Annotated in this window: 21 protein-coding genes; 10 read left to right on the top strand and 11 right to left on the bottom strand. The window is 45.4% G+C overall.

What is annotated here, in order from left to right:
• The first annotated feature begins 60 nt into the window (after positions 1-60).
• Positions 61-843, top strand: a complete 783-nt coding sequence (locus tag HBNXNv_RS02055) for an MBL fold metallo-hydrolase (RefSeq protein ID WP_347721180.1) — start codon at positions 61-63, stop codon at positions 841-843.
• Here the strand turns inward: HBNXNv_RS02055 and HBNXNv_RS02050 are convergent.
• Positions 840-1,646, bottom strand: a complete 807-nt coding sequence (locus HBNXNv_RS02050; protein ID WP_347721179.1) for a metallophosphoesterase family protein — start codon at positions 1,644-1,646, stop codon at positions 840-842. The genes HBNXNv_RS02055 and HBNXNv_RS02050 overlap by 4 nt on opposite strands.
• A 285-nt stretch (positions 1,647-1,931) precedes the next feature.
• Between HBNXNv_RS02050 and HBNXNv_RS02045 the strand changes: the two genes are divergently transcribed.
• Together HBNXNv_RS02045 and prf1 are read left to right on the top strand one after the other, a co-directional pair.
• Complete coding sequence (locus tag HBNXNv_RS02045; RefSeq protein ID WP_347721178.1) at positions 1,932-4,523, top strand: valine--tRNA ligase; 2,592 nt, start codon at positions 1,932-1,934, stop codon at positions 4,521-4,523.
• Between the two features lie 78 nt (positions 4,524-4,601).
• The gene (gene prf1, locus HBNXNv_RS02040; RefSeq protein WP_347721177.1) at positions 4,602-5,843 is read left to right on the top strand and encodes a peptide chain release factor aRF-1; all 1,242 of its coding nucleotides are present in this window, start codon (positions 4,602-4,604) and stop codon (positions 5,841-5,843) included.
• Here the strand turns inward: prf1 and HBNXNv_RS02035 are convergent.
• Both HBNXNv_RS02035 and HBNXNv_RS02030 read right to left on the bottom strand, forming a co-directional pair.
• The gene (locus HBNXNv_RS02035; RefSeq protein WP_347721176.1) at positions 5,840-6,505 is read right to left on the bottom strand and encodes a DedA family protein; all 666 of its coding nucleotides are present in this window, start codon (positions 6,503-6,505) and stop codon (positions 5,840-5,842) included. The two genes, prf1 and HBNXNv_RS02035, sit on opposite strands and share 4 nt — an antisense overlap.
• A gap of 45 nt (positions 6,506-6,550) precedes the next feature.
• Positions 6,551-8,008 (bottom strand): hypothetical protein, encoded by a 1,458-nt coding sequence (locus HBNXNv_RS02030; RefSeq protein ID WP_347721175.1) that lies wholly within the window; start codon positions 8,006-8,008, stop codon positions 6,551-6,553.
• A gap of 53 nt (positions 8,009-8,061) precedes the next feature.
• On the opposite strand from HBNXNv_RS02030, the gene dcd reads away from it, so the two are divergent.
• From dcd to HBNXNv_RS02010, 4 genes are all read left to right on the top strand, one after another.
• A complete protein-coding gene (gene dcd, locus HBNXNv_RS02025) occupies positions 8,062-8,646 on the top strand; it encodes a dCTP deaminase (protein ID WP_347721174.1) in 585 nt (194 codons plus the stop codon).
• Between the two features lie 255 nt (positions 8,647-8,901).
• Entirely contained in the window at positions 8,902-9,648 is a 747-nt protein-coding gene (locus tag HBNXNv_RS02020; RefSeq protein WP_347721173.1) for a TatD family hydrolase, read from the top strand.
• Positions 9,649-9,693: 45 nt separating this feature from the next.
• Entirely contained in the window at positions 9,694-10,158 is a 465-nt protein-coding gene (locus tag HBNXNv_RS02015) for a TIGR00288 family NYN domain-containing protein (protein WP_347721172.1), read from the top strand.
• 3 nt (positions 10,159-10,161) lie between these two features.
• A complete protein-coding gene (locus HBNXNv_RS02010) occupies positions 10,162-10,485 on the top strand; it encodes a hypothetical protein (protein WP_347721171.1) in 324 nt (107 codons plus the stop codon).
• Here the strand turns inward: HBNXNv_RS02010 and HBNXNv_RS02005 are convergent.
• The 7 genes from HBNXNv_RS02005 to HBNXNv_RS01975 all read right to left on the bottom strand — a co-directional run bounded on the left by HBNXNv_RS02005 (position 10,476) and on the right by HBNXNv_RS01975 (position 20,013).
• Positions 10,476-10,634: a hypothetical protein gene (locus HBNXNv_RS02005; protein WP_347721170.1), complete on the bottom strand. Its 159-nt coding sequence runs from the start codon at positions 10,632-10,634 to the stop codon at positions 10,476-10,478. The two genes, HBNXNv_RS02010 and HBNXNv_RS02005, sit on opposite strands and share 10 nt — an antisense overlap.
• Before the next feature lie 33 nt (positions 10,635-10,667).
• Positions 10,668-11,393 (bottom strand): hypothetical protein, encoded by a 726-nt coding sequence (locus HBNXNv_RS02000; protein WP_347721169.1) that lies wholly within the window; start codon positions 11,391-11,393, stop codon positions 10,668-10,670.
• A gap of 66 nt (positions 11,394-11,459) precedes the next feature.
• Positions 11,460-13,772 (bottom strand): vWA domain-containing protein, encoded by a 2,313-nt coding sequence (locus tag HBNXNv_RS01995; RefSeq protein WP_347721168.1) that lies wholly within the window; start codon positions 13,770-13,772, stop codon positions 11,460-11,462.
• Positions 13,769-15,448 (bottom strand): vWA domain-containing protein, encoded by a 1,680-nt coding sequence (locus tag HBNXNv_RS01990; RefSeq protein ID WP_347721167.1) that lies wholly within the window; start codon positions 15,446-15,448, stop codon positions 13,769-13,771. The genes HBNXNv_RS01995 and HBNXNv_RS01990 overlap by 4 nt, the downstream gene beginning before the upstream one ends.
• 35 nt (positions 15,449-15,483) lie before the next feature.
• Positions 15,484-18,171 (bottom strand): ATP-dependent helicase, encoded by a 2,688-nt coding sequence (locus HBNXNv_RS01985; RefSeq protein WP_347721166.1) that lies wholly within the window; start codon positions 18,169-18,171, stop codon positions 15,484-15,486.
• A 36-nt stretch (positions 18,172-18,207) separates the two neighbouring features.
• Entirely contained in the window at positions 18,208-19,047 is an 840-nt protein-coding gene (locus HBNXNv_RS01980; protein WP_347721165.1) for a hypothetical protein, read from the bottom strand.
• A gap of 27 nt (positions 19,048-19,074) precedes the next feature.
• A complete protein-coding gene (locus tag HBNXNv_RS01975) occupies positions 19,075-20,013 on the bottom strand; it encodes a ThiF family adenylyltransferase (RefSeq protein WP_347721164.1) in 939 nt (312 codons plus the stop codon).
• A 51-nt stretch (positions 20,014-20,064) separates the two neighbouring features.
• Here HBNXNv_RS01975 and HBNXNv_RS01970 point away from each other — a divergent pair, with 51 nt between their 5' ends.
• Together HBNXNv_RS01970 and trxA are read left to right on the top strand one after the other, a co-directional pair.
• Positions 20,065-20,895 carry a mechanosensitive ion channel family protein gene (locus HBNXNv_RS01970; RefSeq protein ID WP_347721163.1) on the top strand — a complete coding sequence of 277 codons (831 nt, stop codon included), beginning with the start codon at positions 20,065-20,067 and terminating at the stop codon, positions 20,893-20,895.
• Between the two features lie 87 nt (positions 20,896-20,982).
• The gene (gene trxA / locus HBNXNv_RS01965; protein WP_347721162.1) at positions 20,983-21,294 is read left to right on the top strand and encodes a thioredoxin; all 312 of its coding nucleotides are present in this window, start codon (positions 20,983-20,985) and stop codon (positions 21,292-21,294) included.
• Here trxA and HBNXNv_RS01960 read toward each other — a convergent pair.
• Positions 21,289-21,789, bottom strand: coding sequence for an adenylate kinase family protein (locus tag HBNXNv_RS01960; RefSeq protein WP_347721161.1), 501 nt, complete (start codon positions 21,787-21,789; stop codon positions 21,289-21,291). The two genes, trxA and HBNXNv_RS01960, sit on opposite strands and share 6 nt — an antisense overlap.
• Before the next feature lie 67 nt (positions 21,790-21,856).
• On the opposite strand from HBNXNv_RS01960, the gene HBNXNv_RS01955 reads away from it, so the two are divergent.
• Positions 21,857-22,807 carry a replication factor C small subunit gene (locus HBNXNv_RS01955; protein WP_347721160.1) on the top strand — a complete coding sequence of 317 codons (951 nt, stop codon included), beginning with the start codon at positions 21,857-21,859 and terminating at the stop codon, positions 22,805-22,807.
• The last annotated feature ends 9 nt before the right edge of the window (positions 22,808-22,816 follow it).

Raw genomic sequence — 22,816 nt, 5'->3', positions numbered from 1 at the left:
AATTTGGAAAGGCCTGTTTTAGAAGTTTAGTTTTTGAAATTTCAGGCCGAGAAACTATTCATGAAACTCAAATTCCTTGGAACCGGTGGCGGAAGATACGTTACAGGACAGCAGAGAAGAAGGACCGCAGGAATAATCGTTGAAACAGAAGAGACCAGGCTACACGTAGATCCAGGGCCTGGCGCACTGGTATACGCCAACAAGGAACTGGAAAACCCTGACGAAGTGGAAGGCCTGATAGTATCACACGCACATCCAGACCACAGCAGCGATGCAGAACCTATCATCGAGATGATAACTGAGGCCTACGACAATCAGGCATCTGTCTTCGCAAACGAAACCGCATTGAATGGATACGGCGATATCGAGAAATCCATCTCGAATTATCACGAAGGCCTTTGCTCAAGAGTAGAGAAAATGGAGGAAGGCTCAGAGCATGAGTTCAAGGATCTCAAGATTGAATCACAGGAAATGTTCCACGGAGACCCAAGAACACAGGGATTTACACTTGAGATAGATGAGAAAAAGATAGGTTTCTGGACCGATACACAGTACTCAGAGGAACTTCTAGGTCTGTATGAAGACTGTGATGTAATGGTTATCTACTGTACAAGGCCTAAAGGAAACTCTGTAAAAGGCCATACAGCTATCGATGAAGTCCCAGACATAATGGAAAATGTAGAGGCCTCAACCTGTATTATCACGCACTTCGGATATGCGCTGCTTGACTCAGATCTTGATGAGCAGAAAGAATACATAGAGGAAAATATTGATGGAAAAGTAGTTTTCGCCTATGACGGCATGGAGTTTCCAGGAGAGGCCTCTCTAGAACGTTTCTCCTAGAGCTTCTGGAAGCCTTTCTCGGTATCAAGCAGCCATACAGTGTTGATACCTGTATTCAGGCAATCTGTCTCTTCTACTTTTTCCTCTCCTTCTGCCTCGTGCATATGGCCTGCTACAGAGAACTCCGGCGAGAATTCTTCAATCAGTTCTCTGACTATGACCGAACCGTAATGGCGGCCGTGAACAGGGCTGTCCTCATTGTCTATTTTATCCAGAGAAGTATTATGCGGTGCGTTATGAGATAGTAGGACAGTTTTCTCTGAGCCCTCCATTAGGCCCTGCAGTTTTTCCTTCTTATCATCATAGTCTTCCTGCATTTCTTCTCGCTCCTCTTCAGTTTCCGGTTCATCATCCTCATACTGAGGTAGTTCTGGACCAGAACAAGGCCCGTAACCTACAAACTTCCAGCCATTGATTTCTTCAGCATCAAAGTTGAGATTGTGAACATTTTCGAATTCTTCAAGCATTTGCGGATATCCATTGCCTTCCAGAAAACTCCAGTCCGAGTTTTCACCAGTCCAGTCCCAGTTACCCGGAACTATCAGAACCGGCACTCCGAGAGAATTCAATTTTTCAAGTATTTCTTTACCTTCCTCAATAGAGTTCTCAACTTCCTTCTCGGCCTCTTCCAGACCAAAAATTTCCTGCCATTCCCTCTCTTCATCTCTTGCCTTGAACATGGCCGACCTCATTTCATCGGTTCCACCGCAGATATCTCCTACGGCCAGAACAAGGTCAAAATCTCTATCATCAGGGATTTCCGGGATTTCTCCGTGACAGTCTCCTACAACTAGAATTTCCATACTATGTCTCTGATCCTTACAGGTATAAATTTTAAAACAGTTAGAGGCCCAGTTGTTCTGTATGAGAGCTGCTGGCTTTTTGCGGAAGGGTGAACGTTTTGTATGCCCAGCGGCTGCTATCGAATAATCTGAATTCTCCATCTATCAAGTTTTCAAATATATTCTGCGGATTTTTCTCTAAAATTGATGCTATGAAGTTCTACCTAAATTCACTGGTTTCACGCTTTGAAAGTTTAAAATCATTTAAGAATCATTTCAGCTTATCTAATCGAGGCCTCTAAAACAATGGAAGGAAACTACAATCCGGAAAAAATTGAACAGAAATGGCAGCAAAAATGGGAAGAAAAAGATACCTACAGGTACAAGGGTGGAGAAGGAGAAGTATTCTCCATTGATACACCGCCTCCAACAGTTTCAGGCAACCTGCACTTTGGCCACACATATGGAAACACGCTAACAGATTTCCAGGCCCGATTCCAGAGAATGAGAGGAAAAGACGTTTTCTTCCCGTTCGGATACGACAACAACGGAATTGCATCGGAGAGGCTGACAGAAAAAGAGCTGGGAATCAAGCACCAGAACTTTGAGAGAAGAGAGTTCCAGAAGAAGGTCCGCGAAGTCTGTACAGAATACGAACAGGAGTTCGAGGACATCATGAAGGAGTTCGCATTCTCCATGGACTGGAACAATACCTACAAGACTATCGACCCGGAAGTACAGAAAGTCAGCCAGCTGTCCTTCATTGATCTATACGAGCAGGACAGAGAATATCGAAAGAAAGGGCCTGCAATCTGGTGTCCGGAATGCGAGACAGCTATTTCACAGGTTGAGACAGAGGACGCAGAAAGACACTCACACTTCAATGATATCGAATTCCCTCTGGCCACAGGAAATGGCTCAGTCATTATCTCAACTACAAGGCCTGAACTTCTTCCAGCATGTGTAGCGCTGTTCGTCCACCCTGACGATGAGAGCAACAATCACCTAGCTGGAGAAAAAGTAGAGGTTCCGCTTTTCGACTACGAAGTCCCAATAATTGAAGACGAGAGAGTCGACATGGAAACCGGTACAGGAGTCGTTATGTGCTGTACATTCGGAGACCAGAACGACATCGACTGGTACCAGGCCCACAACCTCGATCTCAGAGTTGCAATCGACAGAGATGGAACAATGACAGACCTAGCCGAAGACTACCACGGCATGGACACAAAAGAGGCCAGAGAAAAGATTGTAGAGGATCTCGACAGCGAAGGCCTTCTGGTTGACAGAAGAGAGATCACGCACACAGTCCAGGTCCACGAAAGATGCGATGAAGACATCGAATTCATGGTTACAGAGCAATGGTACGTTGAACTGCTCGATCACAAGGACAAGTACCTTGAAGCCGGCGAAGAAATGGACTGGTTCCCGGAGAAAATGTTTACACGATACAAGAACTGGATTGAAGGCCTTCAGTGGGACTGGTGTATCAGCCGACAGAGAGACTCCGGAATTCCATTCCCAGTCTGGTACTGTGATGACTGTGGAGAAGAAGTAATCGCAGACAAGGAAAACCTTCCTGTCGACCCTATAGAAGACGAGGCTCCTATCTCAGAATGTCCGGAATGTGGACACGACGAGTTCAGGCCTGAGAAAGATGTCTTCGACACTTGGGCTACTTCCTCACTTACACCGCTGATCAACGCTGGATGGCACTGGGACCCGGAATCAGAAGAATACGAGATGAAGAGGCCGGAACTCTACCAGTTCAATCTAAGACCTGAAGGCCACGATATCATCAGTTTCTGGCTTTTCCACACGGTTGTCAAGTGCTACGAGCACACAGGAGAGACTCCTTTCGAAGGCACAATGAATCACGGCCACGTCCTCGACGAGAACAGGGAGAAAATGAGCAAGTCCCGAGGCAACGTTACAACACCTCAGGAGATCCTCGAAGACTATCCTGTTGACGCGGCCCGTTACTGGGCTGGAGCAGTCAAGCCAGGCGACGATCTACCGCTGAAGGAGAAAGACCTGATCTCGGGAGAGAAACTTCTGAGAAAGCTGTGGAATGCATCAAAGCTAGTTGACAACCTGACACCTCACGAAAGATCAGATTTCAACGAGGAGAAACTTGAGGAAGTCGATAAATGGATTTTCGCAGAACTGGACGACACTCTGGAAGAAGTTACAGAGCACATGGATGCCTACGAGTTCTCAAAGGCCCGTGACAAACTCAGGTACTTCTTCTGGCACACATTCTGCGACGACTACCTGGAGATCGCCAAACAGAGGCTTGACGGAGAAAACAACAGCTCAGCAGAATACGCACTTCAGGAGGTTCACAGAGCGATCGTCAAGATGTTCGCGCCATTCATCCCTCACATTACAGAGGAGATCTGGAACCAGATGCACGAGAACAACACCATTCACCGAGCCAAATGGCCTGAGGAATCAGAAGTTGAAGCAGATCTCGAGGCCGGCGAGACGGCGATGGAAGTAATCTCCGCACTCAGAAAGTACAAGTCCAGTAACCAGATGGCTCTCAACGAGGAGCTTAACTCGGTAACAGTCTACGGAAACATCGCAGGCATGGAAGAAGCAATCAAGGAAACCATGCACATCCAGAACCTGGCCTCAGAGGAAGGAGAACCAGAGACAGAGAAAAAGATCATCGACATCGATCTCAACTACTCAAAGGCCGGGCCAAAGTACGGCGACAAGGTCTCAGAGATTGAAGAGGCTCTAGAGAACGAAGAATTCATGATTGACGGAGGAAGACTTGAAGTAGCTGGAGAGCACCTCAAGCCAGAAATGTTCAAGGTCAGAGAGGAAAGAAAGTACACTGGAGAGGGGGAAATGCTGGAGACCGAGAAAGCACTGGTAGTTGTCCAGTAACCTTTCTCTTATTTCCTTCTATTCTCTTTATTCGAAGTTTCTGAAGTAGTTAAAAGAATTCAGGCCTCAAGTTTCTGCATGAGCCACGGAGAAAACCATCAGGAAATGAACAAGTACCAGCTGAAGAAACTTGTCAACAAGCTGGAAGATATCAGAGGCCGAAACACGGAACTGGTATCGCTGTATATCCCAGCAGGATACGACATGTCGAAGATTTCCGAGTTCCTTACATCGGAGTCTTCTGAAGCGGAGAACATCAAGTCGAAGCATACGCGGAAGAATGTGCAGGCCGCACTCGACAAGATCTCACGTCGAGTAAAAGAAGAGCCTGTTACACCGGAGAACGGGGTAGCATTTTTCGCTGGAAACGTTTCTGAAAGAGAGGGAAGGCCTGACATCCAGCTCTGGGAAGTAATCCCTCCACAGCCAGTTGAGTCACGGAGATACCGTTGTGACAAAGAGTTTATACTGGATCCGCTGAGAGACATGATTGTAGATGACAGAGTCTACGGCCTGATTGTCGCAGATAAGAACGAGGCCGCTATCGGATATCTTCAGGGATCATCAGTGAAGACAGCATACACGCTTTCATCAAACGTACCTGGAAAAACAAGGGCCGGAGGACAGTCAGCGCAGAGATTCGCCCGTTTGAGAAAAGAGATGCTTAAATCATTCTTACAGGAGATAGCAGAGAAGTCAAAGAACGCATTCATGGGAAAAGCCCGCGAAGACAAGCTACTGGGAATAATCATCGGAGGCCCTGGTTTTGTAAAGGATAAGCTAGTTAATGACGACTACCTACACCAGGAGCTACAGGATAAGGTAATTGCAAACAAATCCCTAGGTCACTCAGGAGAAGGAGCACTGAAAGAACTTGTTCAGAAGGCAGAGGACGCAATCGAGGACTCAGAGGCCGTCAGAGAGAAGCAGATAGTCAACAAGTTCCTCAAGAACCTGAAAGAGGAGAACGGCAAGTCAGAGTACGGACTTGAACCAGTAGTCAAGGCCATGGGAATGGGTGCTGTAGATACAGTTCTTATTTCGGAGGACTATGAATCCTTCAAGACCATCTACGAATGTCCTAACGGTCACGAAGACTCAATATTTGAAGAAGAGGCGAACATCAGCGATACTAAGGAATGTCCTGAGTGCGGCGAGGATATGAAGCTTGAAGAGATGCAGGACATTGTAGATTTCATGGCTGAGAAGGCCGAGGAAATGAGTTCAGATGTAGAAATTATTTCTACGGATCACGAGGAAGGTCAGCGGCTTATGAACATGGGTGGCGTTGCAGCAATTCTCAGATACCGTATTCGTTAAGCAGTTCTGTAAATCAACATCATGTAAATGTCACGGGCCTTTCTGTATGCAATTACCGATCCTACTGCGAGCACAGCCACAACCAGTACAAGTGTTGATAGGTTGTCGATCAGGCCTGCGATCTGTCTGAGGTAATCCTCGCTTCCTATCCACCATCCGATCAATGCCAGTACAAAGTTTCTGGGCACCATGCCGATGAATGACCATATTCCATACTGTTTCCAGTCCATCTTGAATAGGCCTGCAGAACCGGAGATCAGTGATAGAGGTACGATAGGGATTGCGCGGAAAATTGCAACATAGTATTTCTCTCTTCCCGAGTCAAAGTGATCTTCCAAGTGCTGTATCTCCTCCCAGGAAATATCCAGATACTTTCCATACTTCCTAACAATCGGCTCTCCACCATAGTAGGCTATGCCATAGACAAAGTATGAGCTCAGAACTGATGCAATCGACGCAGGTAACGCAATCAGGAAAAAGGCCTGAACAACGGCTGCTGGTAGCGTGGTTGCGTCAAGGAGCAGAAATCCAGCTGCCATCGGAATTATAGGAGATGGAACCGGCACAAAAACTTCCTCAATCACCATTCCAAGCATTACAGCGATAACACCGTGCTGCTGAATAAGCGAAAGAATCAACTGAACTACTCCTTCCAAAGCCATAACCAGAACTTACTCAAGAATATTTATGAAAACAAGGAAAGGCCTCTAAATACTTGAGAAAACAGTTTTCAGAAGCTCTCTGAAGTAGTCCACAAGGCCCTGAATATCGTACTTCAGAGAATCAACCATTCCAGTCTCTCCCCTGAATCTGTTCTCCGGTATCTCCAGTCTCTCAACCGTAAGATTCTCTTTCTGCCTCGTAGGCTTCGCAGAATACACAGGATAATCGTACTCGTTTATTCTATCAAGACAGCTGTCGAATCTCTCCCTGCTTTCGTATTTACATGGCGTCATATCCATCTGACTGGAGAAAACACCCCACTTCACGTCGGGATCCGTCACCTTATTGCTGACCTTAAGGCCTCTGTAAACATCGGACAAACGGCCTCCCTCAGCCACATAATTCCTGATAACAAGCTCGGAGTAAGCATAACCAAAGCTTCTGTGCTCAGCCATCCTGCTGGACCACTCCTTCATGAATTCACGATCATTACGGTAGTAATTCCAGAGCTCATCCCTATCACCTCGAGAAGGTACCAGGCTGTAAGTATTATCTCTTGGATCAGGATCCCACCTGATATCCTCGCCAAAAATCTCTCCAGGAGGCCTAACATCACTGTTCTCCGCGCTCAACTTCTTCCTGACCTGAGCCTCCACATACTCAGAAGTTCCCTCATCGAAGTAAGCCGAAGAAGTTCTATCCCAGTTCAACTCTCTATCATTAAGGCCGTGAACAGTCTCATGCGCCAAGATCGGCACGTAATTATCTCCAAGATCGCTACGGATCATCATCGATCCACCAATATACTCTCCCGCACTCCACGAATTGGCCCTAGTATCATAGACCTCATCAGGCATCGAGGCCACAGGAAACCCGTCAAACTCCTGCTCAACACCGATAGTACCTATAGAAATTTCGTAGGCCTGAGAAGTATTCCCGGTGTAATCCCCGAAGAACTCGTAGTATTGAGTCTTCTCACCTTCTCCGAACTTGACACGTAGAGAAGCCGGGCCTTCACCCCTGAATTTCATAGTATTATTAGCGTAAGAAGTATCGAATCCGTAGCTCTTCCAGCCAGAGATCAGGTTATCAACTTTCAGAACTCCACGGCTCTCATCTCCCTCAAAACCAGGCAGAGAAATCTCTCTCTTGTAAAGGCCGTTATATATTTCCTCGGAATCCTTTGAAATATTCATTACAATCCTTATTGTCTCATTCATTCTTTTTGGCCCAGTATTGGTTGTTATCTGCAGGTTTCTGCCATTTATACTGTAATCTTCGATCTCTCCTACAGAATCCTCTATAGAGACGATCTCTGCGGTTTCCGGTACCTGCCAGGTAAGCGTCCACCGATTTACCGGGCAGTTGCTCTCGCATTCAAGGCCTATAGAAGTATTAAGCTGCATGTAGTCAGGTGCGACGTGGGCCTCGTGGTATATGTCAGCTGAGGCTGTTAAACTGAAAAATACGAGTAGAAAAAGAATTGTCAACAGCTTTTTCATGAAAGTATTTGCGGCGTGAAGGCATAAAAAGTTCCTATAGCTGAAAAACAAGTATGGCCATACTCTCTGACAAGGACATTAAACAGTTAATTAAAGAGGAAAACGCAGTATACGTCGAAAAAGGCCCTGAACTTGATGAAGAACTTCAGGTAGGTCCTTCCTCGATCGATCTAAGGCTTGGATACGACTTCACATTTCCACAGACCAGGAAGATGAAGGCCCTGGATACAAAAGACATGGATGATTTTTCGAGGAAACAGGAGGATATGAAGGCCACTGCCGAGGAAGGAGTAGTTGTCCATCCCGGAGAGTTTGTGCTGGGTACTACACTTGAGACAGTTAATATCCCGAATGACATGGTTGCAAGAATCGAAGGTCGTTCATCTTACGCGCGTCTAGGCCTTATCCCGCACGCTGCTGGAGGTTTCGTCGACGCAGGTTTTGAAGGCCAGATCACTCTCGAGATTCAGAACCTGGGAAACGTGCCGATCACGATTTATCCTGAGGACCGTATCTGTCAGATGGCTATTGAGACTATGACTTCGGAGGCCGAGAATCCGTACGGCGATAAGAAGGATTCGAAGTACATGGGTCAGAAAGGTGCTACAGAAGCCAGACTGGATAAAGAGAAAAGATAGGTTGGGATGTCTGTGGCAGATCAATCAAAGACAGGACTCATGGCATACGCCGTCGGCCTGTCTTTCCATGTCCTGATCACTGTGAACAGCGTTACCACAGACTAGACAAAATCCTACTTGCTTAACTAATTCTGGCAAAAAACTCCTCCCCCATCACACAGTTTATGAGATAAAGTTATAATTTCAACTGCATTCAACTACAGAGGTCTGGAGATTTCAAACATAGTTAAAAGACATTGAAGGCCTTAACAACCTATGAAGCCTGTTGATGCACACTGCCACATAGATTTCGACCAGTTCAAAGATGATAGAGAAGAAGTAATTGAAAGATCCAAAGAAGAACTCGAATTTATCGTCAACGCCGGTAGCTGTGTAGAAAACAATGAACAGGCCCTGAAACTTCAGGAAAAATACCCTGATTTCGTAGTAGCAAATCTAGGCCTTCACCCAACCTATACTGAGAAGTTTGATCAGCTGGAAGAGGTCAAGGAACAGATTAGAGATAACGATCCTGTTGCAGTAGGAGAAATAGGCCTTGATCACCACCACATCACCGATGAGGCCGTGAGGGATAGGCAGCGAGAGGTTTTCCGTGAGATGCTTGCTCTTGCTGAGGATCTGGAGAAGCCTGTCGTGGTTCATTCACGTGATGCTGAAAGAGAGGCCGTGGAAATTATTTCGGAGTACGATCTTCCCGGAGTTATGCTCCACTGTTTCAATGGCAGTGTTGAACTGGCGACGGACGCTGTTGAGAAAGGTTTTCTGATTGGTGTAACCACACAGGTTCTTTACTCTAACAGAGTCCAGAATATTGTGAGAGACATAGATGTAGATAATTTGCTTCTTGAGACTGATTCTCCATTCTTATACCGTGGCGACCGTAATGAGCCGTTGAATGTGGCGGAGAGTGCCAAGAAGATAGCTGAAATAAAGGAACTCAACGAGGAAGAGGTTATAGAGAGCACTACAGGTAACGCTCGGAAACTTTTCCGGAATGGCTAAGCCATTAAATGTTTCCTGAATAATTCTTACTCAAGTGAATTCAAAATGGTTTTCAACAAGATCAAAGACACTGTTAGCAGAGGAGAAAACATTGCTGTTTATGTTGACGGCCCTAACGTCGTCAGAAAGGAATTTGACCTAGATCTTGACGAGTTAAGAAACGAGATTGAGGAAGAAGGCAACATTAAGATAGCCAAAGTCTTTTTAAACCAGTATGCGTCCGATAAACTTATCGAGGCCATTGTTTCTCAGGGCTTTGAAGCAGCACTGGGTCTTGGAGGAGAGAAAGCTAAGGAAAGCGATGTAGATGTATACATGGCTGTAAATGCTATGGAAGCAGTCTTTGATGACAATATTGACAAAATTGTGCTTGTCACAAGAGACACTGACTTCCTTCCTGTTATTCAGAAGGCCAAAGAACACGGTAAAGAAACCATTATTATTGGCATGGAGCCAGGATTTTCAACAGCACTGAAGAATGCAGCTGACAAAGTAATTGAACTAGATTAGAAAATGAAGTACGTCAGACTCGACCTAATGGGCCTGCTTGACATTCTTTCAGGCATACTTCTTTTCTATACCGCATCACCAGTCCCCGAAAGCGTTGCAATGGCTCATGCAGGATTTCTTGTATTCAAAGGCCTTGGCAGCATTATTAACGCTGTAAGATTTCCTTTTGCAGTGTTCATAATCGGAGGATTCGCCGATCTGATTTCGGCCTCCATACTGTTCTTCGGTAGACCTCCGATATTTATGGAGTACAAGCTGTGGATTTCAGGCCTTCTCTTCCTGAAAGGTGTGTGGAGTATGCTGGGACTGGCCTCTATTCAGTCCTGATACGAGGCCTTTAACTCCTCAATCATTCTTATCTTGACAGGACTTTCATCCTGTTCCTCGAACTCTTTCTTCAGTTGTTCAAGTTCAGAAATTTTCTCCTCGTCCGATAGTTCATCGAAGTTCTCAGGTAGTTCGGCCTCTATATTCATGGTTACAGTTAAGGAGAGAAAATTTTATTGAAGTTACCTCGTGTTCAGCGAGTCATTGATTCTCTTAAGAAGCTCAATTATCTGTTCATTCTGCGACTTCAGCTCTTCAAAATCATCCCGAGAATCAGCTACTGACTGACTGCCTCGAGAAGACATTCCTGCATTCTCCATTTTCTTCCGAGTATTGCTGCTTAACTGTGGCTGAGAGCTTCCGCTCTGCGGTCTTCCAGCCTGCGCATTCGAGGACCCTCCAGAACTTTGCCGGCCTCCTGAAAGAGAACGATTGCTCGGGCTCTGGCCTCCTCCCTGATTTCTCTGGTTCCTTCCACCACCTGATGGAGAGTCCAGAGATCTGCTGCTTGAGGGCTGAGGACTATTCTGGCCTCTTCCCTGAGGACTGTTTCCTCCAGGCGGTCCATTGTTTCTTGGAGGATTACTGTCATCTGTAGTATTCATACCTCCCTGAAGGCCCTGTCCTTGTCCTGATTGTGAGGGAGCTGGTGATGATTGTCCTGGAGAATTGTTTGGGGATTGCTGAGGATTGTTAGGGCCTCCACCTGGATTCTGTGGGCTTCCTCCCATGCTGCTGTCTTCTGGGCCTGAGGAGAAGTCGTCGTTCATTGAGTTATTTCCAGAATCTCCGAAACTGCTGTCGAAATCTGAGCTAGAATCTGAGTTTCCAAAAGAAGATCCTGAGTTGTTATTGTTGCCGTCGGAGTTTCCTCCTACAGCATCTTTCACATCATCCAAAACTCCCATACAGTAGTTTATGGAGATCTGGTTAAATAAAGTTTTGAAAAATCCCTGCGTTCAATTTTTCCAGCTCTACTTTCTGCCCTTCATCTTTCTGAACCCTACCTCTCCCAGGAATACAATCAGTGCTGCTATCAGCAGGTAAGGCGTTAGAGAAGTTCTCCTGACGACTCGCTCATCACTGAAAGTCTGAAGATCCTCGACAATTTGGCCTTTTTGAGATGGCTCGTACACTTTGCCCCCTGTCTCCGATGCAATTCTTTCAATCCTGCTATCATACCCTATATTCTCTATTTCAGAGTTATAGTTGTAGCTGTAAGGCACGCCGTTGAATTCATGGAAGCCAAGGCCTTCAGGATCCAGAGTCTTCGAGTAAGTTCCATCCGCATCACGTGTAAGGCCTTCAATACTGTAGGATGCCTCAACTTCAGGTTTCTGGCCTCCAACTCTCGTTGAAGAAACTTTTATCCAGCGGCCCTCTCTATCTATCTCTCCTACGGACCAGGAAAATGTTCTGACAACAGAAGAAGGGTCACCACGCATCATATCCCCTAAATTAGAATCTCTAGTTGTAAATGCCGCAACCCTTCCTAACCCATATCTCCATGTAGCAAGAACAGGCTTATTTTCTCCAGTTGCCAGTATTAAATTCCCTGAAGGCCTTAACCGAGCGTTATAAGTCCCTGCCACTGCCAAGTCAGGATTTATACCTCCTCTGGAGATAAAATGTTGATTATTTACAGCATAGACTCTACCAGCTCCAGAATTACCTCCTCCCCCTAGAAGATCGCAAAAGCGTCCTTGATTTCTCATATCTTCAAAAGATACTATATTGGTCCTATCAACGAACCCATTCAAGAAGGCTGTATCAGCTCCACCTCCTATCGTTAGGAAACAAAGAGAGGTTTTACTATCATCCAAACTCATAGCAATATCACGGAAGTTCTGTTTATCCTGTTCAGATTCAATTTTAATATCATCTTGAGTTCTTTGCGTGTTGAATTTCTCTACGTCTTCAAATCGACCATCAGTTATCATCACAATAGTTGATTTAGATTGCTCCTTCTCAGCAAGCTCTTTAGAAGCTCTGAGACCATAACTTTGTATCGCTCCACCAATTCCATCAAGAGAATCTACCCTCGAAAAGACTCTGTTTTTATCCTCACTATTGACCATACTAAGGAATGCTGGTTCTCCTGGATTACGCATTATTCTCGGGACGTAACTCGAACCTTGAACAGTACCTCCATAATTAATGACTGCTACTTTTGAACCAACGCTTTGACGATACAATGCAGAAACAAAGTATTTTGCAGCATATCTAGCCTTCTCCTTGGTCCTGCTTCTCTCACTGTAGAAGCTAGCGGAGGTATCTACCGCCATTATTACTCTTGCAGCCTTACTACTCTCTTCACTATCATCAGCTTCCTTTACTGGCAGAACATCATATGAATTCTGGTGATCTCCTGTGTAGACTAGGCCTCCTCCCTGTGAAACGTATTCTATCAGGTTTTCTTCCGGTACGTCTTCTTTGAGTAGTACTGCGTCGTAGTCTGACATGTCTTCTGGTACTGAGCTTGTGTACTCCAGTCTGAAGTATTCGCTTAGATCTGTTCCAAGGCTGGAGCTCTGGCCTATCACCAGTATTTCAGGTTTTTTGGTTACTTCTACTGTTTTGTAGTATGCATTGTTGGAGGATTCCTGGTCGTTGACGTCGATTGAGGCCTGTATTTTGTGGTGGCCTTTTGAGCCAAATTTTCTTGTAAAGTTGTATGTTGATGTTATTCGGCCGCTGTGTATCTGGTTTCCATCTACTCTGACTTCTACCGGTACTGATCCTCCTTTTGTGGAGCTGAGTTTTACGGTGTACTGGTTGTTGGCGCCGGGTACTGTTTGCTCCGGGCCTTCTATTGTTATTGCGTGTTCGGATGTCATTTCCGGTTTCAGGAAGCTTATACTCGCATTGTTTCTATTGGCCTTCCGTATTACCTCATTCATGTCCTCGTCTGTCTGTAAATCGGAGACGATAAGGTATGCTCCATCCTGTTGAATACTGTTGAGGATGCTGTTCTTCATTTCTGAGTTGTTTCCTGATGCAATAATATTTCTGTTTGTCTGGATTTCCTGGAAACTTACCTTGTCATCCTGCATGAACTGTGTGGACCGGGAGTTATCCTCCAGAATATTGACTTCTGGAGTTCTCATTCTTTCCTGCGCCATCTGTATCTGAGGGCCTGCAACCGCTAGAGCCAGTAAAAACAGTAGTAGAAATCTTGTCAGGCCCAGTATCTCTCCGTATATTTCCTCAGCCCTGTATGCAGCGTAGAGGCCTGTAAAGCTGATTAAAACCAGTATCAGTCCTAGGGAGTGCTCGAAGGTTATCATTGCATATCACCTATGTAGTAGAGGTATCCTGCTTCTGTAAGTGCTAGCAGGAGAACCAGTAATGCTGCCAGATTCTGAATGCTTTTTGGCACTGTTGATGTTGCTGATTCGCTTGAAGTTATTGTAGATGATTCTGTAGAGGATTCATCATCGTTTAGCAGGTTTGCTGTGTATTTCTGGCCTCCTAGTTCGTGGAAGCCTGTTCTGTTTAGTTCAACTGGCTTTCCGTCAGCTCTTACTGTCTGGCCTGTCTCAAGATTTAGATCTTCTGCATCTTTTACTTCGGAGTAGGCATCTACTACGTTTCGCCAGAAAACCGGGTAAAGGAAGTCTCTTCTGAAGTCTTCATCGTTAATATTGTAGACTAGGATATCTCCCTGGCCGTGAGTTCCGTGAACTAGCGCGTTCTGCGGATCGGAAAGGCCTCTTCCCGTAACTGTGAGATTGTATACTTCTGTGTTTCCTATGTTGATTTTCCTAGGTTTTCTGAACTCTACATTTGCCTCTGTCCGCTCTCCTATATTTTCTACCGGCAGATGATCGTAGTATTCTGGTTCGAGACCTTCATTTGCCATTACTACTGCTGTTGCACCATTCTGTACACGGTTTTCCACGCTGTTCACGGTCTGTGATAGCGTATTCTCCGACTGTCCGATCACATAGACATCTGCACTTGGAAAGCTCTCTATAGGAGACTGGTAGAACTCTGGATCAGTCTGGTTAATTAGTTCAAAGGCCTTCATCAGGTATCTGTTTTCACTATCTGCTATTACTGCTACTTCAAGTGTTGACTGTTCAGGCCTGTATACTGAGAGAGTGTTGTCTGCAGCCATTCCATCTTCTGGCAGCGAGACTGTGTTCTCTCCTTTTTCTAGATCGATGTCTACTCTTCGGGCCTCTCCAGGTTGGAGTGTAACGCTCTCAGCTGTGCCATCAAGCTCTATGTTTACCTGTTGCTGACTGTCGTCATAGTTTTTGACTTCCACCCACGATTCTTTGACGTTTAGGTCTGCGAATCCCCAGGAGTTGGATGTCTTTGCATCCATTACGTATACTTCTCTATTGGCCTTGATATTCTGTATTACAGATGTTGTTTCTCTAGAGCTTGCCGTGTGATCTGTGTCGCTCGCAAGAACTAGCTGGCCCCGATAGTTTCTTGATATCTGCAGGGCTCTTGCGAGATCTGTAGGAGTTTCCTCCAGTTCTACATTATTAATTGCTCTTCTTGCTGAGGCCCTGGTTGCTTCATTGGCTATAACCTTTACGTCATCGTTTACTAGGATTACAGTATTTGTTCCTCCAAGCCTATCTACTGCAAAGTTCTTGGCATCTTCTAGAGATCCTTCCATACTTGCAGAGTTATCAATTACAACTACGGACCTATCCGCAGTTGAAGGGCCATTGATGAAAGGATTTGCTACTGCCGCTACCACTGCTATGACAAAGAGTATATGGAATATCAGCATGAGGTTTTGCAGAATTTTTGATATGGCCTGTTTTATCCTGCCTTCCTTCCTGTCCTTCATGAAGAACCGGATTGAGGGCATCATCTTTTCATCAGGCTTGGGCTTTACCAGGTAGAATATGATCAGCGGTATTAGGGCTGCTAGCGCCAGTACCCAGGCCGGATCAAGAAAATAATTGCTTAACGCCGAATTGCTTAATGCGGTTAGCATCCCTGTATAACAGTTCTATCTGAACATTTAAACAATCAGTCTTCGATCCTGTCCATGACCTGTTGATGCATTTGCTGAAGCCTCTCCTTTCTATCCTCCATCTTGATGACATCAGTACTTCCCTGTAGCAGCAGGTTGTGGCTGAAAGGAGATGGAATACTGGCCTCCCTCAAATCATAAGTTATTTCGTCGGAGCCAAGGCCTTCAATCACTTCTTCAGCATGCTTGATATCCATAGCATCCTCCATGATCTCTCTATAGGTTTCCTTCACCATTGGGAAGTCCTCACCATACTCGTTTCTGATCGCTGAGAGAAGGAAGTGGCCTTTCATCTGTTGCTGTCCGACTGTCTTCGAGTTGCCGGCGTAGTTTCTGAGAATCATAAGTGATCTTCCTGCTACGTGCCGGAATCTTCTCTTCATCAGCTCTGTCTTCCTGACGGCCTCCTTTAACTGTTCTTCAGGATTGCATGCTGCTAGATCATCCATGAGACCGTCGAGGTCGACAGGTCTTCTTGGAGTTACAAGTATGAATCCATTGTCGTCAATTACCATGCCAATGTTGGAGCCGAACTTCTTCTGCAGCATGTTGGCCAGGATTCTCGCGATTGCATCGTGGGCTCTGCGGCCGTAGATTGTCTGGAAGATCAGGTTCTGCCTGTTATCGTCGTCGATGTATTTCTCGACAGTTATCTCTTCGTGACTGGAGACTTCTCCTGTAAACTGGTACTGCTCTTTAATGTATCCGAAGATTGCTCTGGCCGTGTTTTCATCTAGATAGTAGTTGTGCATGATCCATTCAACGATGTCGTCATCTCCAGCACCCATCTCTAGCTGTTGAGCTACTTGCTGGCGGAACTTGCCAATTTTAAGGCCTAGATCATAACTCAGCGGCAGCCTTTCAGAGTACCAGGAAGGTACAGTAGGAGAACGGTTTGGTTTTGGATCAACGAAAACTTTCATACCTTTTGCGTAGCTGAACTGGTAGGTTTTTCCTCCAAGAGTGAATATATCTCCCTTGGTCAAACGGTCAAGGAACTCTTCATCCAGCGATCCGACAAACTTTCCTTCTCCACGCGTCTTGACGTCGTACCCGGTTTCGTCAGGTATAGTGCCGATGTTTGTCATGTAGATGACGCGCGTCATTTTTCCGGAGCGGCCGAACCTGTTTTCCTCTCTGTCTATCCAGATCTTTCTGTAAACGTTTTGATCCTCGAGTTCCTCGAACTCGCCGCCGAGATACTTCATCACTGATTCAAAGTCCTCTCTGCTGAGGCCTTTGTAGCAGTAGCTTTTTCTTATGACATTGTATGCGTGGTCGATGTCCCAGCGGTGGTTACAGGCCATCCCCACCATGTGTTGTGATAGTACGTCGAGTGCATGCGTTGGTATCTGTATTTTGTCGAGATCATCTTCTTTGGCGCATTTTGTAAGTACTGAGCACTCCATTGCGTCGTCTCTGTCTGTTACAATCATTTTTCCTTTGGCCTTTTCCCCAATTTTGTGGCCTGAGCGGCCTATTCTCTGGATTCCTCTTGCTACTCCTTTCGGAGATCCTAGTTGTAGTACGAGGTCTACTGTTCCGATGTCGACTCCGAGTTCGAGAGAGGTGGATGTTACTGCTACCTTCATTTCTCCTTTCTTCAGTCTTTCTTCTACGTCGAGTCTTACTTCTCGGCTCATTGAGGAGTGGTGTGCTCCGATATTTTCATCATAGTGATCCTCGAATCTCCCTTTAAGGCCGTTAACTATTCTTTCCGTGGCGGAGCGCGTGTTGGTGAATATTATTGTGGTTTCGTGGTCCTGGATCAGGTTATGCAGTTGGTCGTAAAGTGCTTCCTGTATTTCATCGGCAGGTGTGTGAATCAGGTCTTCTACCGGAGAAACTGTTTCCAGATCTATCTCTTTTGAGGCCGCTACATCTACAATAGTGCACCCTCTGGATTCGAACTCCTCATCCGGCACCTCATCTGCCTTCTCTATATCCTCGTATTCGGTCTCTTCTATCTCTATGTCTTCGTTGGCCTCATAACCTACCAGGAACTTTGCGATTTCGTCGATTGGGGCCTGTGTTGCGGAGAGGCCTATTCTGGTTGGTGAGGTGTTGGCCATGTCTTCCAGTCGCTCCATTGACATTGAGAGATGTACTCCTCTCTTGTTTTCGCTCAGAGAGTGAATCTCATCTGTTATCAGGTATTCAACGTCTCTGAGGTGTTCCTTGAACTTTGGTGAGTTGATTAGAATTCCAAGGCTTTCAGGAGTTGTGATTAGTATGTGCGGCGGTGTTTTCAGCATCTTTGATTTTTCTGCGTCTGTCGTATCGCCAGTTCTGACCGCTGATCTGACTTCCGGTACTTCTCTGCCGTTTTCCTCCGCTGTCTCCTTGATTTCTGCCAGCGGGTCCTGTAGATTTCTCTGGATGTCGTTGTTCAGGGCCTTCAGCGGGGAGACATATATTGCGTATACTTTGTCTTCTAGTTCTCCTTCATCGCCTTTTCTGTAAAGGTCGTTGAGTATTGATAGAAATGCGGAAAGCGTTTTTCCTGATCCTGTTGGTGCGCAGATAAGCGAGTTTTCATGATCATTGATCAGGTCGAAGGAGTATTTCTGTGGGGCGGAGAGGCCTGGAAACTTGTTGTTGAACCATTCCTTTACGTAGGGCTCGAAGTCTTCTGGGAGGGTTTCCGAGGCCTGTTCTTCATCTGCGAATTTTATTTCAGTCATGAATCTGACATGAGATCCAATCTTTAATAGGCTGAGCTAGATCAGTTTTGTCTCCGCTGTAGCGTAAATTTTAGCAAATAATGCTGTTAAAAGGCCTATTACTGGCTGCATAAGCATTACAGAGGAGAGAATGAATGGTATAAAGATCAGAAATCTCATTCCTTTGAGCTCTCCTTTGACTACATCGGAGACTCTTTCGGAGACATCCAAAGATTGAGCGCTTGATGCAGTGCTGTTTGTCATTCTTTCTGAGACCCTGTCTCTTGCATCATCGAAGGCTGTGTTCACTGCCTGAAGATCTGATCCGCTGAGATCATCTCTAGTATCATTGAGCACGTAGGCCTTTGTGTAGATAATGGTTGTATTTGCTGTTGAACCTACAAGACTTTTGTACTGCTGGCGTTGCGAGGACACAACATTACTTTTGTTGAGGGCTCTTTCTGCCTCGCTGCCTACCAGATCCGCTGTTGTGTCAGTAACTTTTTGCTGGAGGCCTGCGTTGGTCATTACAGTGAAAACTATGATTACTGAGAGGCCTACTCCTATGACTGCTAGAGGTACTCTTGTGGATGCGTAGTAGGATCGGAATTTTTCTCCTCCTGCGAAGACTGATGTAAGTACTACCCCTACTGCGGTGATTCCTGCGTAGATTGCTGTAGGGCCACCGAGTAGTGCGAAAACAAGTAATGGTAGTGCTGTTAGTGAGGCCTTGTTGAATCCTTCGCTGGAGATGTATGCTGCGAATCCGAATGAGGCGCATATCGGTAGTATCATGAAGTATGCAGCGGGCCTTGAGAAACCGGCTATGTAACCTGTTATTACTGTTAGAAGTCCAAGTGTTAACGTGATTGAGGCCTCTGCATAGGTTCTATTCATACAGTAACGGTTTTTTGAGAATTGTTTTTATATTCCCAGTACTTCTGAGACCAGTGATTCTGCGTGGCCTCGGTCTCTGGCCCGGAGAATTACTCTTCCATCCTTGAATAGTGTGAATTCTTTTCCTTTTACTTCGGCTCTGATCAGGTATTTGTTGTCTGCTTTGATTTTTCCAAGTTCTCTGAGTTTTTCTTCGAGGCCTTCCTGCATCTGTATTTCTACCTGGTACTTGTTTTCTCCGCAGACTGCAGTAGTACCGGTTTTCTCTTCGAGATGAGGATATTTTTCTCCTCTGCAGACCGGACAACCAGAGGATTCGACGTTAAGAGATTCTTCCTTGTGTACTACATCCAGTTTTTCCTCTACTTTCTGGCCTGTAAGATATTCTACTGCTTTGAGACTTGATTTTAAGGCGGCCTGGCCTGATATTTCTCTCATTACTCCTGCTGTTTCGCATGTTTCAAGTTTTCCAGTGCTTACTTTTTCGAAGATGCAGTTGAAGCATTTGTCCTGGAAGAACATTGAGTATCCTTTTTCTGCTATCGCTGCAGTGTATATCCATGGAGTTTCTTTTTTCTGGGAGTATTCTGAGATCAGAAATCTTGTTGCGAGGTTGTCGGTTCCATCGAGTATTATGTCTGCGTCTTCAAGAATTGATATATTTTCGGATTTCAGGCTTTCTACCTTTGCCTCTACTTCTGTGAACTGGTTAAGATAATCCTTTGCGGCCTCTGCTTTTGGAAGAGATTTTTTGCATTGTTCTGGTGTATAGATATTTGAGGAGTAGACGTCGTTTTCTTCGAGATAATCTCGGTCTATTATCTTTAGTTTTATTCCGTGTCTGGCCAGGTTTTCAGCTATTACTGATCCTGTTGCTCCTAGACCTACTATAGCTACTGCAGAGTTCTCAAGTTGCTGTCTCTGCTTTTTTCCGTAATTTTCCAGTGCTTGAAATCGCGAGTACACAGTTTGAGAGTTGCGAAAGAATTTTTATTAATTCCAGAGGATTTGTCTTACATGGCAATTATTGGAACTTTGACATCAAGTCTGTCGGGTATTCCTCTGCCTTCAGTAAATATTGGTCCAGAACTTGTTATTGCAGCGGCTGCAGTTATGTTTGCTGGATGGGGAGTGAATAAGCTTTCCGATTACCTGATCGCCAAGTCTATTGAAAGACGAAACGGCGACAAGCATGTTACAAAGACTTCTCAAAGAATTTCATCCTATGTCATTTACTCTCTAACCGCAGTCGCCTTACTCGGTGTTTTCGGAGTGCCTCTTTCAGCTCTGGGAACTATGGTAGGGTTGATTGGTCTAGGCCTGTCCTTCGCGTTGAAGGATATGATTGCGAACTTTATTTCAGGTCTTTTGATCATGATTAACAGGCCTTTCAAGATTGGAGACCAGATTGAGGTTTCTGGCGAGGCCGGTACGGTTAGAGATATCAAGATCCGTGCGAGCGAGATCAAGACGTACGATGGAAGAAAGGTTATCGTTCCTAACTCCACGCTTTACAGCAATACAGTGATTAACAACACTGCTTATGATGAGAGACGTTTCGAGGTTGTTGTAGGAGTTGGATACGATGACGATGTTGAGAAGGCTAAGGATCTTGCTATGGAGACCTTGGAGGAGGCCGAGATGACTGAGGATGATCCAGAGCCTCAGGTTCTTGTTCATGAGCTTGGAGGTTCTTCAGTGAACTTGAAGCTTCGTGGATGGACCAAGCCTTCGAAGGCAAACATGGTTAAGGCCTCTTCGGAAGTCACTCAGCTTGTTAAGGACAAGTATGATGATGCAGGTATCGATATTCCTTACCCGATCAGAACTATTTACATGGAGGAGTAAGGCCTTTACTGGAATTTTCAGGGCCTTCTTCTTTCTTTATTTTTTGTTACCGGTTTCTTCTTAAGAGTGGATTTCACTGTTGTTGGTATGCCAACAGATATCGACCCTGAGAAGATGGAAGATATTAAAAACAGCGAAGAGACCTGGATAATTGATTTCTGGGCCGACTGGTGTCAACCTTGTAAGATGCTGGCACCTCACTTTGAGGAGGCTTCCGAAGAAATGGATGACATTCACTTTGGAAAGGTTGATATGGAGGAACACCAGGGAATCGGCACCGAGATGGGTGTTAGAGCTCTTCCCACACTTGTAATTGTTAGAGATGGTGAAGAGATCGCAAGAAAGTCCGGCGCTATGAATAAGGCCGATTTGATGGACTGGATTAACTCCAGCCTATAACCATTCGCTCCAGTCTACTTTTCCGTAGTCTGATTCTACTTCAGGCCATTTCTCAATTTTCTCTTCCATTTTCTCGATAACTTCTTCCCTCGAGAGGTTGGTTGTGTCTATCTCTATAACTGTTTCCTGATTCTCTATGGCCTGTGCAAGTACGATATCGAGGGCCTCGGATTCCAGATTCTCCCTGACTTTTGCTTCAGAGTACTCTCTTTCCTCAAGTCTCTCGTCAAGGACCTCAGGGTCACAGCGCAGTACGATACATAGATCGGACGGATAGTAGTGTGCGAGGTGGCCTTCTATCACGACGTCTTCGTAATCATCTGTTTCTTCTTCCAGGGCCTCTACCATTGCAGGGATGTCTACTTCGAACTCTTCTTTCTGTTCGCCGAGGCCTTTTTCCTTAACGAATTCTGTGAGATGTATTACCGGTATGTCCAGATTGTCTGATACTGTTGTTTTTCCTGTTCCTGGAGTCCCTGTTATTGTTATTTTCACATCGAGAACTGGTCGGCGTAGACATAAAAGTTTGAATCACACCTTGATTCTTGAGGGGAATTAACTCTTGATAAGCATCTGGACAGAAAAGTACAGGCCTGACAGCCTTGATGAAGTAGTTGGACAGGACAACATTGTTGACAGACTGAGCGCTTTCGTAGAGGAGGACTCAGTACCGCACATCCTGTTTGCAGGGCCTGCAGGAACAGGTAAAACCACATCCGCTATTGCCATGGCTAAAGATCTCTACGGCGATGAGTGGAAACAGAATTTTATGGAAACTAACGCCTCCGACGAGAGAGGAATCAACGTAGTAAGAGAAAAAATCAAGGACTTTGCCCGTACAAAACCTATTAATGCAGATTACAAGATTATTTTCCTTGATGAGGCCGACGCACTTACTTCTGATGCACAACAGGCCTTGAGAAGAACAATGGAACAGTTCTCAGATAACTGCCGTTTCATACTTTCATGTAATTACTCTTCAAAGATAATCGACCCTATACAGTCCAGGTGCGCAGTATTCAGATTTAACAGGTTGGAACAGGATAAAGTTGAGGAGTACATCCAGAGACTTGGAAAAGAAGAAGGCTTCAAAATTTCAGAAGACGCTATCGACGCAATCATGCGAGTCTCGGACGGTGATCTAAGAAGAGTTACCAACGTGCTTCAGACCGCGTCCATACAGAACGATGAAATAGAGGAAAAAGATATTTACGCAGTTGCAGCCTCTCTTAGACCTGATGAAATCAGAGAAATACTTGATAAGGCTCTTGCCGGCGACTTTATTGAGGCTCGTGAAGATCTTGCCGAGATAATGATCAACAGAGGCCTTGATGGCCAGGATGTGATTAATTCGATTCACAGAGAGGTTTTTGACCTTGATATCAGCGATGATGCCAAGCTTGAGATCGTTGAACATCTCGGGGAGTTCGAATTCAGGATTGCAGAAGGAGGAAGCAGCGACATCCAGATCGAATCTCTCTTGGCCAAAATCGGAAACCTGGAGAATAATTAAATGATAAAA

This window comes from Candidatus Nanohalovita haloferacivicina (genome assembly GCF_029232205.1).
In the GTDB taxonomy this organism is placed as follows: Archaea; Nanohalarchaeota; Nanosalinia; order Nanosalinales; family Nanosalinaceae; genus Nanohalovita; species Nanohalovita haloferacivicina.
The sequence above is the reverse complement of the archived record's forward strand: the minus strand, read 5'-3'. Positions and strand labels throughout refer to the sequence as shown.